At 32.9% G+C, this 13,960-nt stretch carries 8 protein-coding genes; 5 read left to right on the forward strand and 3 right to left on the reverse strand.

The window, feature by feature from the left end:
• Positions 1-61 precede the first annotated feature (61 nt).
• Together GQR97_RS14980 and bshA are read left to right on the forward strand one after the other, a co-directional pair.
• Positions 62-2,977 carry a glycoside hydrolase family 3 N-terminal domain-containing protein gene (locus tag GQR97_RS14980; RefSeq protein WP_158849817.1) on the forward strand — a complete coding sequence of 972 codons (2,916 nt, stop codon included), beginning with the start codon at positions 62-64 and terminating at the stop codon, positions 2,975-2,977.
• 26 nt (positions 2,978-3,003) lie between these two features.
• On the forward strand, positions 3,004-4,143 hold the full coding sequence (gene bshA, locus GQR97_RS14985; RefSeq protein ID WP_158849819.1) for an N-acetyl-alpha-D-glucosaminyl L-malate synthase BshA: 1,140 nt from the start codon (positions 3,004-3,006) through the stop codon (positions 4,141-4,143).
• 135 nt (positions 4,144-4,278) lie between these two features.
• Here the strand turns inward: bshA and GQR97_RS14990 are convergent, their stop codons facing one another.
• From GQR97_RS14990 to GQR97_RS15000, 3 genes are all read right to left on the reverse strand, one after another.
• Positions 4,279-5,535 (reverse strand): carboxypeptidase-like regulatory domain-containing protein, encoded by a 1,257-nt coding sequence (locus tag GQR97_RS14990; RefSeq protein ID WP_158849821.1) that lies wholly within the window; start codon positions 5,533-5,535, stop codon positions 4,279-4,281.
• Between the two features lie 120 nt (positions 5,536-5,655).
• Entirely contained in the window at positions 5,656-7,464 is a 1,809-nt protein-coding gene (locus GQR97_RS14995) for a cytochrome c peroxidase (RefSeq protein ID WP_158849823.1), read from the reverse strand.
• Between the two features lie 75 nt (positions 7,465-7,539).
• Entirely contained in the window at positions 7,540-9,066 is a 1,527-nt protein-coding gene (locus GQR97_RS15000; RefSeq protein WP_233267550.1) for a PhoX family protein, read from the reverse strand.
• A 290-nt stretch (positions 9,067-9,356) separates the two neighbouring features.
• On the opposite strand from GQR97_RS15000, the gene bshC reads away from it, so the two are divergent.
• From bshC to guaA, 3 genes are all read left to right on the forward strand, one after another.
• Positions 9,357-10,958 carry a bacillithiol biosynthesis cysteine-adding enzyme BshC gene (gene bshC / locus GQR97_RS15005; protein ID WP_158851850.1) on the forward strand — a complete coding sequence of 534 codons (1,602 nt, stop codon included), beginning with the start codon at positions 9,357-9,359 and terminating at the stop codon, positions 10,956-10,958.
• Between the two features lie 7 nt (positions 10,959-10,965).
• On the forward strand, positions 10,966-12,339 hold the full coding sequence (locus GQR97_RS15010; protein WP_158849825.1) for a pyridoxal phosphate-dependent decarboxylase family protein: 1,374 nt from the start codon (positions 10,966-10,968) through the stop codon (positions 12,337-12,339).
• 63 nt (positions 12,340-12,402) lie between these two features.
• Positions 12,403-13,938 carry a glutamine-hydrolyzing GMP synthase gene (gene guaA, locus GQR97_RS15015; protein ID WP_158849827.1) on the forward strand — a complete coding sequence of 512 codons (1,536 nt, stop codon included), beginning with the start codon at positions 12,403-12,405 and terminating at the stop codon, positions 13,936-13,938.
• Positions 13,939-13,960 lie beyond the last annotated feature (22 nt).

The following is a 13,960-nucleotide window of genomic DNA, read 5'->3' on the forward strand; positions in this document are numbered from 1 at the left end:
ATTTTGGCACGATTATTAGTACTATACTTAATTACTAATAGTTTCTTAATTAATTCTTTTTATGCGTCATATAAAATTTACGGTAGTTTGTCTGTTTTCGGTACTTTCTATTTATAGTCAAACCTCTAAAAACCCCTTAGAAATAGCAAACCCAGAAGCACAGCACAAATGGGTTGATAGTGTTTATTCATCTTTATCTTTATCAGAAAAAATAGGGCAGTTGTACATGGTTCAAGTCATGTCTAGCCAAAGTGCTGCAACAAAAGTTAAGGTAGAAAACTTAGTAAAGAACAATCATATTGGTGGAGTTATTTATTCTAATGGCGGACCGTATAGGCAAGCTAAGCTTAATAATCAATTACAAGCTTTATCAAAAATCCCACTTTTAGTAGGTATGGATGCCGAATGGGGATTAAGTATGCGTTTAGATTCTACTTATGCATTTCCTTGGAATATGACGCTTGGAGCCATAAAAGATGATAAATTGGTTGAAGAAGCTGGTCGACATATTGGAGAACATTGCAAACGTTTAGGTGTCCATTTTAATTTTGCGCCTGTAGTTGATATTAATACAAATCCTAAAAACCCAATTATAGGGAATCGTTCTTTTGGGGAAGATCGTGATAATGTAACTCGTAAAGCTTCTGCTTTTATGAAAGGGATGCAAAGTGCTGGCGTGTTGGCCAATGCAAAACATTTTCCTGGTCATGGAGATACCGATCAAGATTCGCATTTAACGTTACCAACTATCAGTTTTGATGAAAAACGTATTGATTCTATTGAATTGTATCCGTATAAAAAGCTAATAACAGAAGGGCTTTCAAGCGTTATGGTTGCGCATTTAAACGTTCCTGGCTTAGATAATTCTGGTGTGCCATCTTCTTTATCAAAACACATTGTAACCGATATTTTAAAAAATAGATTAGGTTTTCAAGGGCTTATTTTTACAGATGCATTAACGATGAAGGGTGCCGCAGATTTTGATGAAACCGGCGATATTGATTTGGCTGCTTTTAAAGCAGGGAATGATGTGATGTTAATGTCTGAAAATGTAGGCATTGGTGTTTCTAAAATTAAAGAAGCTTATAATAGAGGTGAAATTACAGAAGCGCGATTAGAACTTTCGGTTAAAAAGATTTTAATGGCTAAGTACAAAGTTGGTTTACAGAATTATAAACCAATTAGTTTAAAAAACCTTGCTAAAGATTTAAATAGACCTGAAGATGATATTTTATATGAAGAACTTCTTGAAAACGCGATTACCGTTGTAAAAAACGAAAATAACTTAGTGCCAATTACACATTTGGAAATTAAAACATTGGCTTATGTAAATATGGGTGACGATTCTGGCAATGTATTCTTTAATGAGCTGAAAAAGTATGGAAAAGTGCATGCTGTTAAAGGAAATACTTTAGAAGAATTAATGGGGCAATTGGAACCCTATAATACTGTAATTATTGGTTTACATCGTTCCAACGCAAATCCTTGGAAAAGTTATAAATTTACTGAAGAAGAGATTGGTTGGTTACATGAAATTTCACGAACGCATAGTGTTATTCTCGATGTATTTGTTAAACCTTATGCGCTTGCCGATTTAAGAACAATGGCGAATATTGAGACCATAATAGTGAGTTACCAAAACAGTGCTATCGCTCAGCAAAAATCTGCTCAGCTTATTTTTGGAGCCATTCCGGCAAAAGGGATATTACCAGTTTCTATAGGTCAGTTTTATAATGCTGGTGAAGGCATAGATAGTGATGCCATAAAACGATTAGGATACACAGTTCCTGAACGTGTAGGTATGAATTCTAAAAAATTAAATAGAATAGACTCTATTGCAAACTATGCTGTAAGTCATAAAATGACACCGGGAATTCAACTTTTAGTGGCTAGAAAAGGTAAAGTGATTTATAATAAGAATTTTGGAAAACACACATATGCTGGAAAAGAAAAAGTGGGTTTCGATGATATCTATGATGTTGCTTCATTAACAAAAATATTAGCAACTTTGCCTTTGTTAATGGAATTGGAAGAACAGAATATTGTTTCGCTCGATACTAAATTGGTTGAAATTTTATCAGAATACAAAGGCTCGAATAAAGAAAATATTACATTAAAACAGATGCTATCTCATTATGCGCAGTTACGCCCTTGGGAACCCTTTTATTATCATACTTTAGATACGGTTACTAAACGGCCAAGTGCAAAATATTACAGAAAAGTTAGGAGTCCGAAGTTTAATGTTGAAGTGGCTAAGAATTTGTTTTTAAGATCTGATTATCAAGATTCTATTCCGAAGATAATTAAAGATTCCGAATTGCTAGATCGTTTAAGATATCGCTATAGTGACTTTCCTTATTATATTTTAAAGAAATTTATTGAAGAGTATTACGACAGAACTCTAGAACAATTAGTGCAAGGACATTTTTATGAGTCTTTAGGAGCAAATAACACCATGTATAATCCGTATCATAAAATAAGTAGTAAAAAAATTGTGCCTACTGAAGAAGATAATTATTACCGTTTTCAAAGAGTACAAGGTTATGTACATGATATGGGAGCAGCTATGCAAGATGGTATTGGTGGCCACGCAGGTGTTTTTAGTAATGCGAACGATGTTGCAAAAATTATGCAAATGTATTTGCAAAAAGGGTTTTATGGCGGAAAACGCTATTTAAAACCGGAAACTGTAGATAAGTTTAATACACGTTATTTTGAAGCTCAAAATAATAGAAGAGGAATTGGTTTTGATAAACCTCAATTGGGAGAAGCGGGTCCAACATGTGGGTGTTTATCCATGAAAAGTTTTGGGCATTCTGGCTTTACAGGAACCTATGCATGGGCAGATCCTGATGAAGAAATAGTGTACATTTTTATGGCAAATAGAACGTACCCTAATGCAGGTAAAAATTTGCTGTTAAAAGCAAATATTAGAACAGAAATACAGCGCTTAATTTATGAAGCGATTGAAGATTAAAAGGTATAGTTTATAAAATTAAGAAAATGAAAATAGGTATAGTTTGTTATCCAACATTTGGAGGTAGTGGAGTTGTAGCAACGGAGTTAGGAATAGAACTTTCTAAGCGTGGTCACGAAATTCATTTTATTACATATAACCAACCTGTGCGACTGGAATTGTTAGGAAACAATGTTCATTATCACGAAGTAAATGTTCCTGAATACCCGTTGTTTCATTATCAACCTTATGAGTTGGCTCTATCTAGTAAATTGGTAGATATGGTGAAGCTTCATAAAATAGAAATCCTTCATGTACATTATGCTATTCCACATGCTTACGCGGCTTATATGGCTAAAAAGATGTTAATTGAAGAAGATATTTACGTACCTATTGTTACCACATTGCATGGTACCGATATTACGTTAGTTGGAAGTCATCCTTTTTATAAACCTGCCGTAACTTTTAGTATTAATAAATCTGATGCGGTAACAGCGGTCTCTGCAAGTTTAAAAGAAGATACCTTGCGTTTATTTGATATTAAAAATGAGATATCGGTTGTTCCTAATTTTATAGATTTAGAAAAATATAATCATCATGGAATGACGGATTGCCAACGTGGCATGATGGCTAAAGAAGATGAAAGGATAATAACACATATAAGTAATTTACGTCCAGTTAAGCGTGTAGAGGATGTGATAAAAGTATTTTATAACATTCAAAAAGAAATGCCTGCAAAACTTATGTTTATAGGTGAAGGACCAGAAAAGGAAAAGGTAGAAAATCATTGTGCAGAACTAGGTATTACGGATAAAGTTATTTTCTTCGGAAGAAGTAATGAAATTGATAAAATACTATGTTTTAGCGACCTATTTTTATTACCATCTCAAACGGAAAGTTTTGGTTTAGCGGCTTTAGAAGCTATGGCATCTGGAGTTCCTGTTATTTCTAGTAATACAGGTGGTATTCCAGAAGTTAACATTCATGGAGTTTCTGGATATTTAAGTGATGTAGGTGATGTTGAAGATATGAGTAAGAATGCTATATATATTTTAAGTGATGAAAAGCGATTAAAAACTTTTAAGGAAAATGCTCGAAAAGAAGCCTTAAAATTTGATTTACGCGAAATTGTTCCTCAATATGAAAAAATTTATGAGGAGACTTTAGCGAAGTGTTTAGTTTTATAATTGGATAGTGAACAAATATTTTCATCGAGTTTAATAAAGAAAATAAGATTTCATATAATAAATTAACCCCTTGTTTTTTTGTGAATTAAAACAAGGGGTTAATTTATTAAAGAGCTAATATTAGTGCATGCAAAACTATGTGCGCTTCAACTGTTTTTGAATCTTTTTAATAGCCGATTCTATAGATTTTTCGGGCTCAATAATATTGTATTCACCCCAAAACCTAGGATCAGAAAACCCAGAAGCTTCATCGGCTAAAATAGTTGTAGGTCTAAGTGTTCTTTCTCTAGACTTTGCTATTTTGGTATCGATTTCTTCCCAATCCGTAATAGCCATTTCACTGTTTAACGTATAAATGCTATTAAACAATTTACCTTTCCAATTTACTTTAAAAGTAAGTGAAATGTTGCTGTAAGCATAATGCCATTTTCCATTTTGTGTTCGGTAATTTACGCGATATGTAGCTTGGGTTGGATAAACATCTACTTTTCTAGGTTTTTTACGAATGTACATTTTACTCGATAACTCTTTATTTTCGACATTTAAGCTATAAACGGCATTGGTAAGCGCTAATGTTTCGGAATCTATATAAAGTTTACCGTAATAAAGTGGTGTAATAATGTTTGGTTTTTGTTTGAAATTTACAACATAAATTTGTTGGTTGTTTACTTGGGTGTTGGTATCAAAACTAAATTCATAAAGCGGCATATCTTCATCTGTAAAAATATATTCAGGATACTTTATAATATCTGTATATAAATTGGAAAAAGGTCCTCCTTGTAGTTTTAAGGCTAGCGTATCTAATTTTGTGTAATCTGTGCTTTTTCTTGCTTTTACAAGCTCTATAGCATCTCTTTTTAAACTGTTATACGGTTGTTTATGTATTTGCACAACAGCTTCTGATAATGAGGCGTTTTTTCTTCGTTTTTTAATGGTTTCTCTATAAAAAGCGGTCATTAAAGTATTGCTGTTATTATAAAGTGTACTTTTTTTACTTAGAGTTGCTCTCACTAAAGCTTCGGGATTCGTATGTACGTTTATACTTATTTCGTTTAATGTTGTGATGGCAGGAATTAATTTAATTTTGGAGTTTTTATTTAATTCTGAAATGTTTATTTTTTTTGTTTCATACCCTAAACGAGATACTATAATTATATTATGGTTTGAAGTTTCTGGAATTTTTAAGACAAACTCACCATCGGAGTTTGAAACCGTACTAATGTTAGTGCCGCTGATTACAAAATTGGTAAATGTGAGAGGACTATTAGTTTTATAGTCTACAACGCGGCCTTTAATTTCTTTCGCATTCTTTTCCGATTGCGCCATGAGCGTACTTGTAAATACAATAAGTACGCTTAAAACAATAATTTTAATAAGGCTTTGAGTTTTCATAACTTTCTGTATTTAAAAGGGTTTAGACCTGTTTTAAGATACAAAAAAGAAGTATGATTTCAAAATGTTTTAACAATTTGAGTTAAATATAGCTCTGGTAATTAGTTGTTTAGGTTAAATTTAGACTTCATCTACTGTTTCTGTGAGGGTTTTCATAAAAGAAACTAAGGCATTTTGTTCTTCGGAAGTTAAATTTAGTTCATCGAAAGGCAAGGTTTGGTGTTCTAAATCGAAACCTAATCCGCCGCCACCTCCAAGGTTATAAAATTCAACCACTTGTTCCAAAGTGTTGTAGACACCATTGTGCATATAAGGCTCTGTTAACGCTACATTTCTAATACTTGGTGTTTTAAACATACCTTTGTGTAGCTCTTCTTTATAACTCCAATAGAAACCTAAATCGTCGTCTAATTGTTTGTTTTCTGCAGTTTCAGGGACTCCAATCACTTCTTTTTCAGTTTCTGTAAAAAATGGAGGCACTGTTCCATTTGTTAATGGTATAAAATGACAAGTGGCGCACAAGGCTTTTCCCATAAATAAATTATACCCTAGTTTTTCTTCATCTGAAAAATTATTTTCTTCACCTCTAATATTTTTATCAAATTTAGAATTGAAACCATTTAGTGTAGAAATATAAGATGAAATTGCTTTTATTACATCGGTATTATTAGATGCTATTTTACCAAAGGCATCTTTAAAAAGTGATGTGTAAGTGGAATCTATTAAGATGGCATTAGAGAATTTATGAACATTAGAATTAAACTCTTTATCGTTTGTAAATACCGATGAAATTTGATCTAAAAGTGTATTCGATCTCCCGTCTAAAAAGAAACTTTGCTGAAAAGCGGTATTTATAAGTGTTGGTGTGTTGCGCTGTAAAGGTTTGCCCTTATTGTCTAGATTTAAAGCTACATTATCTGCATAACCTTTATTTTGTAAATGACAAGTAACACAAGCCATTTTTCCATTTCCTGAAAGTTTAGGGTCTGAAAATAGTTTTTTACCTAAGGCTATTTGTTTGCTAGTTGGGTTCTTGTTTATAGTAGCTGTAAAGTAATTTAAATTGAAACTATTATTCTCAAAAAAGGTGGGTGCATCAAAATTAAACGGTGTACTATCTATAGGTTCCCAAAGTGCGCTCGATTTTCTAATTTCAACCCAGTTCCGAGTAATCGGATTCATGTAATCTCTAGTAAATGTAAAACGATCGAAAGTATCGAAATCTTTATTTTTATTGATGAATGCAATGGCGTTTTCTATGTTATTATTAAATTCTGAATCTAGTTTTTTATGCTTTTTTTGAATAACACTTTGTATGGTTTGCTCGTAAACGGTTTGTAAACTTTCTAAAGAAATAATGGTTTCGTTAATTCCTAAATGACTCACTGGTGTATCAAAACCAGAAATGGCCAAACTCACTATTCTTAAAAGTTGTTGATGTGTGGCAATAAAAAAACGTTGTGGGTTTAAATCGCGCTTTTCAATTCCTTTTTTCAAATTAGAAAGCATGCCTTTTTGCACATACAGTTCCTGTTTAAAATCGGCTTCGGATGTTTCATTATCAAAAACACTTTCTTCAATTTTTTGATAACCAACTGGTTTTATAATTTTCCCAGTGTCTTCCTTATAAATTGGTAGGGCAGGACCATTGGCTCTGTGCCCAACTTCGGGGTTTAAATACGATGCATAAGGTTCTGCTTTTTTGAATGCCACTCGTGATAATGCAAAATAAGCCTTCGCTTTTTCACCACGCATACCTTGAGCTTCTAAGCTGTCTAAATACAGTAAAGCCGTATCAATATTTTGAGCATAATATTGTTGAGCAGATGCCCAGTTTATTACTGAAATAGTTTCTTTTTTATCTTGATTACAAGATGTTATTAGAATACAAGTTAATATAAAAAATAGGGATTTAAAATACTGAAACATGGTAAAAGTTATATAAATGAAAGAATCTTCATTATGAAAATGAAGATTCTTAATATTAGAAAAATTTAAGGTGTACTATCTAGCTAAGCCTTTTAATAATACGATTTGACCACCTTGGTTATGTGGTAAGCTGCTGGATACAAAAGCATCGCTTTCCCAGTAATGTGGTTGTAAGTTTAATAGAAAAGTATCTGGAACACCTACTTTATCAGAGATATCGGTTAAAGCGCCAAACTCACCAGAAAACCCTGTAGATCCCGATGGGTCTAAGTTGTTTTCAATTTTTAATTCTAAAACTACTTTAGTGTTATTTCCATCTAAATCTGATTGGTAAATTTGAGCAGCATGATTTCTAGAAAAAGAGTTTGGATCTTCTTGCGTATAAATATAGTTTTCTGTTACACAAATGTTATCTGGACTTTGTAATTCTGCAATATTACCATCTTTATTATTTGTATCGGTATTTCCGCTAATAATTTGAGTTAATTTACCTTCTAATGGGTTGGTTTCATCAAGTTCAATCTTGTAAACAGTTCCCCAATCGTTATAAGTTCCTCTTCCAGGACCTCTTCCGGTTACGGCAAAAAACACTTCTCTTGCATTAGCATCGCTACCTTTTCTGTAATCTACATCTTCAACACGCATAAATTGGGAAGCAAATACATTTGTACAAGCTGTTTCCATTTCGTCTTTAGTTAAAGAAGCACCATCAACGATTTCAACAAATTCGATATCGTAAGAATTAGCGAAATCTAAACTACCTTCATTATAAACGGTATTTGCAGTAACATCCATTGCACCTCCAGCACCATCAGATACTTGTTTAAACCTTAAAACGTAAACTTTTCCGTTTTCTAAATCTGCATCGCTGTTTTCAGATAAATACATAATAACCTGACCTTCAGATCCACTAGAATCATCATCCCCACCAACAATAACTGTTTTACCAGAATAGGCGCCTTTTGGCAATGGTACTGCATTTTCCCATGAAAATTCACCTAAAGCATCTAAACCAAAATCTGCAGTTGGAGTAGGTGTTTCAATCCAAGGATCGATACCTTTTACATCGTAAGCATAACTTTCTGAAGCAGATAAAAATATATCTTTATCACCACCATGTATCGCAGCTTCCCACATAGTTCCAGAACATTGTCTAGCATAATCGGCAACGCCACTATTTAATAACCATTCACCTGTAATTGGGTTTAAGTTTTTATCAAAACGAATTCTAGAAACGGCATAATCATCTTCAGCATTAACAACGTATATGTACTCGTCTCCATCTTTTAAAAATCCAGCGCCATCTTGAGCACCCACTAAACGGAAACCATTAGAAAGCACATCTGTAGAGCTTATTAAAGAAAAGGCTTCCACTGTGCTAAAATCAGAATGTAATTTTACTAAAGGAGCTAAAGAAGATTTGTTTGTAAACATAGTTGTAGGAGGCGTAAAATCTTCTCCATTCTCACCGTCTTCACCATCTTTTCCGTCAACACCGTTAACACCGTCTTTTCCGTCTTCAATATCACAGCTAGTTAATACTGTACTTACAGAAGTTACTACAAAAAGGAATAAAAATAATTTAATGTACTTGTTCATCATTATAAAAATTGGTTAATTAATTCGGTTCAAAATTATAATTTGAATCAAAGAATCATGTTAACTAACCACTGTGTTTAATTTAATTTTAAGTAACCTTAATGTTAAAAACGTTACTTAAATATTAACCAATAGCTGAAATTTGGAATGAAATGTTAATTGAATATAAAATGAATGTTTCCTGAATTTAATACGACTTATTAGGTGCTTCAATTTCCTTTGTATTTCTTAACGAAATTTTTAGAATTGCAAAATTGAATAAGCTTATATTTACACTTTCTATCTATTTTACTATGCCAGCAGACTGTATTTCGTTTAAAAACACAGGATATTTTTCAAGTTTAATTTGTGAATATCTCAATGAAAATCAAGAGTTAAAGCCGTTCTATAACCGTTTTCCAAATCTTGATAATTTTAAAAAACAAATTGATGAAAAGCAATCGAGTTTCACGCAAGAATCTCGGAATGTGTTATATTCTGTATTATCAAAACAATATAAAAAGGTTGATGCTTCAATATTAACACTTCAAAATATAGATTTATTAAAATTAGAAAACACCTTTACAATTACTACAGGACACCAATTAAATTTATTTACTGGGCCACTTTATTTTCTGTATAAAATTGTATCGGCAATAAATCTTTCAAAAGAATTAAAAGAAAAATATCCTAATCAGAATTTTGTTCCTATTTATTGGATGGCAACAGAAGATCATGATTTTGATGAAATAAATTATTTTAATTTCAAAGGAAAAAAAGTACAATGGAATAAAGAGGCGAGTGGTGCTGTTGGCGAATTATCAACCGATGGTTTAGCAGAAGTGTTTGAAGTATTTTCTAATGAAATAGGACACACCAAAAATGCAGAACATTTAAAAAATATTTTCAAAAATGCTTATTTAGAGCATGATAATTTAGCCGATGCCACGAGATACTTAGCAAATTCATTATTTAGTGAATATGGATTAGTAATTGTTGAAGCAAATGATGCTGAATTAAAAAGAAGATTTATACCTTATATAGAAACAGAATTATTGAACGAAACAGCGTTTAAAGCAGTTTCTGAATCTATTGAAGAATTGAGTAACTATTCTCGAAATTATAAAGCTCAAGTAAATCCTAGAGAAATTAATTTATTCTATTTAAATGAAAATTTAAGAGAACGTATTGTTTTTGAGCACGATGTTTATAAAGTTTTAAACACCAATCTTTCGTGGAGTAAAGAAGCTATTTTGGATGAAGTAAAAAATAATCCAGAACATTTTTCACCAAACGTGATTATGCGACCTCTATATCAAGAAGTTATTTTACCAAACCTTTGCTACATTGGTGGAGGAGGAGAATTAGCGTATTGGTTTCAATTAAAAAAATATTTTAATACAGTTGAAGTGCCTTTTCCTGTATTGTTATTAAGGAACTCTGTTTTAATACAGACGGAAATTCAGAGTAAAAAGCTTCAGAAACTAAATATTTCAAAAGAAGATGTTTTCTTAAAACGAAATGCCTTTATTAATAAAAAAGTTAGAGAAATTTCTAATATTGATATCGATTTTTCGGAACAAAAAAAATATTTAGCACAACAGTTTGAAGGTATGTATAAACTTGCAGAAGAAACTGATAAATCGTTTTTAGGTGCAGTAAAGGCACAAGAAGTAAAGCAAATAAAAGGTTTAGAGCATCTTGAGAGCCGTTTGTTAAAGGCTCAAAAACGCAAGTTGAAAGATACGGTTTCTAGAATGACGGACTTGCAAACAGAACTTTTTCCGGGTGGTAGCTTACAAGAAAGAAATACCAATTTCTCAGAATTTTATCTAGAACATGGTACACAATTAATACCAGATTTAATTAAAAATTTAGAACCTTTAAAAGGCGAATTTTTAATATTAACTTTATAATTTAAGGATGCATAAGATTGATATTGAATTGGTAGAAATGACTATGGATATTATGAAATATACCATAGATAGAATTTCATCTACAAAGCATAAAATAGGAAAACCTAAAACCTCAGAAGAACTAAAAAAATTGGTAGGTGAAACGGTTACAGAAAAAGGTGTTGGAGGTGAGCATGCTTTAAAGTTGTGGAAAAAACATTTGATGAAGGCTAATGTGCCTGTAGATCATCCACGAAATTTAGCCTTTGTGCCCGCAGCTCCTACAAGAGCAGCAGTTATGTTCGATTTGGTTGTATCTGCTTCTAGTATTCATGGTGCGTATTGGATGGAAGGTGCTGGTGGTATTTTTTGTGAAAACGAAGCTATGAAATGGATTGTATCTTTAACAGGTTTGCCAGAAGGAGCTTTTGGTGTTTTTACTAGTGGAGGTACTGCTGCAAATTTATCGGCAATTGTTACAGCAAGAGAATATTGGCGCAGCTTAGATGATGATAATAAAACAAGAAAAGGGCTTATAATAACTTCAATAGGTGCACATTCTTCAGTTAAATCCATGGCTAAAGTTGTGGATGCAGATGTATTATTTGTAGATACTGAAGATAAAATGTATGCGGACGCCTTACAAAGTAAAATAGATGCTTTAACTATAGATGATCGTAAACGGTTATTTGCTGTTGTAGCCACAGGAGGGACTACAAACGCTGGAATTATTGATGATTTATCGGGTATTGGAAGTATTTGTGAAAATGCACATCTTTGGTTTCACGTTGATGCTGCTTATGGTGGAGGCGCTTTAGCTGCCGATTCTGTAAGACATTTATTTAATGGTATTGAAAAAGCAGATAGTATAACCATAGATCCTCATAAATGGATGTTTTCTCCGTATGATTGTGGCGCAGTTATATATAGAAAACCAGAATTAGCAAAAAAAGCACATGCTCAAGAAGGATCTTATTTAGATATTTTTAAAGATGAAGGAGCTCATGGTTTTAACCCTACAGATTATCAAATACAATTAACGCGCCGTGTTAGAGGTTTACCGTTATGGTTTTCTTTAGCCATGCACGGCACTGATAAATATAAGGAAGCGGTAGAACGTGGTTTAGAATTAGCTCAAATAGCAGGTAAATTAATAGAAGAAAAACCTTTTGTAGAGTTGGTTAGAGCTCCAAGTTTATCTTGTGTGTTATACCGAAGAATTGGTTGGAGTCCAGAAGATTATACACATTGGACCTATGAGAATCATGGAAAAGGTTTTGCTTTAGTAACGCCCACAAAATGGAAAACAGGAGATAGTTTTGAAACTGTTTCTCGCTTTTGTTTTATTAACCCAGATACTACTGAGGAAGATATAGATATGATTTTGGATTCTATGAAATAAAAATTAATCTAAAAATCTTGCGCCCTAAATTCGTCATTATAAAATCAATTACTATTTTTGCGCATGCAACATGACAAGGTACTTATTTTAGACTTCGGATCGCAATACACACAACTTATTGCTCGTCGAGTTAGAGAACTCAACATTTACTCCGAAATACATCCATTTAACAAAATCCCAAAGGATTTAGAAACTTTTAAAGCGGTTATTCTTTCGGGAAGTCCAAATTCTGTTAGAGGTGAAGATGCTTTGCATCCTGATTTATCAGAAATTAGAGGAAAAAAACCAATGCTAGCCGTATGTTATGGTGCGCAGTATTTAGCTCATTTTTCGGGAGGGGAAGTAGCCCCATCGAACACAAGAGAATATGGTAGAGCTAATTTATCATTCATAAAAAATGATGAAGCTTTTTTGAAAAATATAAGTGAAGGCAGCCAAGTTTGGATGAGCCATTCCGATACTATTAAGCAATTACCAACAAACGGTGTTTTACTAGCAAGTACAAACGATGTAGAAAATGCCGCTTATAGAATTGAAAACGAAAGTACATTTGCTATTCAGTTTCACCCAGAAGTTTATCATTCTAAAGATGGAAAACAACTTTTAGAAAACTTTTTAGTTGAAATAGCTGGTTTAAAGCAAGATTGGACTCCAGATTCTTTTGTTGAAGAAACCGTTGCGGCAATTCAAGAAAAAGTAGGAAAAGACAAAGTGGTTTTAGGCCTTTCTGGTGGTGTAGACTCTACCGTAGCAGCTGTTTTACTTAATAAAGCGATAGGTGAAAATCTATATTGCATTTTTGTGAACAACGGTTTATTGCGTAAAGATGAATTTACTTCTGTTTTAAAACAATACGAAGGCATGGGACTTAACGTAAAAGGCGTTGATGCTTCCGAGCGTTTTTTAGAAGCTTTAAAAGGTCTAGAAGATCCTGAGAAAAAACGTAAAGCTATTGGTAATTCATTTATTGAAGTTTTTGATGATGAAGCTCACAAATTAACAGATGTGAAATGGTTAGCGCAAGGAACAATTTATCCTGATGTTATCGAGAGTGTATCGGCAACTGGTGGTCCATCTGCAACTATTAAAAGTCACCATAACGTTGGTGGATTACCAGATTTTATGAAACTTAAAATTGTAGAACCACTTCGTGCTATTTTTAAAGATGAAGTACGCCGCGTTGGTGCTACTTTAGGTATAGATCCAGAATTATTAGGACGCCATCCTTTTCCTGGTCCAGGTTTAGGGATTCGTATTTTAGGCGATATTACTGCCGAAAAAGTAACTATGCTCCAAGAGGTTGATGCTATTTTTATCAACGGTTTAAAAGAATGGGGACTTTATGATAAAGTTTGGCAAGCAGGCGCTATGTTATTACCCGTTAATAGTGTTGGTGTAATGGGCGATGAGCGTACATACGAAAAATGTGTAGCACTTAGAGCCGTAGAAAGTACAGATGGTATGACGGCCGATTGGGTAAATTTACCTTATGAGTTTCTTCAAAAAACATCAAACGATATTATTAATAAAGTAAAAGGTGTAAACCGTGTGGTTTACGATATTAGTTCTAAACCGCCAGCTACCATTGAGTGGGAATAGTGACGCGTAACGAATTTTTAAC

It is taken from the genome of Algibacter sp. L1A34 (assembly GCF_009796805.1).
Taxonomy (GTDB): domain Bacteria; phylum Bacteroidota; class Bacteroidia; order Flavobacteriales; family Flavobacteriaceae; genus Algibacter.

Excerpts from the sequence above, each read along its gene's own strand:
- GQR97_RS14980 (WP_158849817.1), top strand. The coding sequence starts at position 62 with ATGCGTCATATAAAATTTACGGTAGTTTGTCTGTTTTCGGTACTTTCT.
- bshA (WP_158849819.1), top strand. The coding sequence starts at position 3,004 with ATGAAAATAGGTATAGTTTGTTATCCAACATTTGGAGGTAGTGGAGTT.
- GQR97_RS14990 (WP_158849821.1), bottom strand. The coding sequence starts at position 5,535 with ATGAAAACTCAAAGCCTTATTAAAATTATTGTTTTAAGCGTACTTATT.
- GQR97_RS14995 (WP_158849823.1), bottom strand. The coding sequence starts at position 7,464 with ATGTTTCAGTATTTTAAATCCCTATTTTTTATATTAACTTGTATTCTA.
- GQR97_RS15000 (WP_233267550.1), bottom strand. The coding sequence starts at position 9,066 with ATGATGAACAAGTACATTAAATTATTTTTATTCCTTTTTGTAGTAACT.
- bshC (WP_158851850.1), top strand. The coding sequence starts at position 9,357 with ATGCCAGCAGACTGTATTTCGTTTAAAAACACAGGATATTTTTCAAGT.
- GQR97_RS15010 (WP_158849825.1), top strand. The coding sequence starts at position 10,966 with ATGCATAAGATTGATATTGAATTGGTAGAAATGACTATGGATATTATG.
- guaA (WP_158849827.1), top strand. The coding sequence starts at position 12,403 with ATGCAACATGACAAGGTACTTATTTTAGACTTCGGATCGCAATACACA.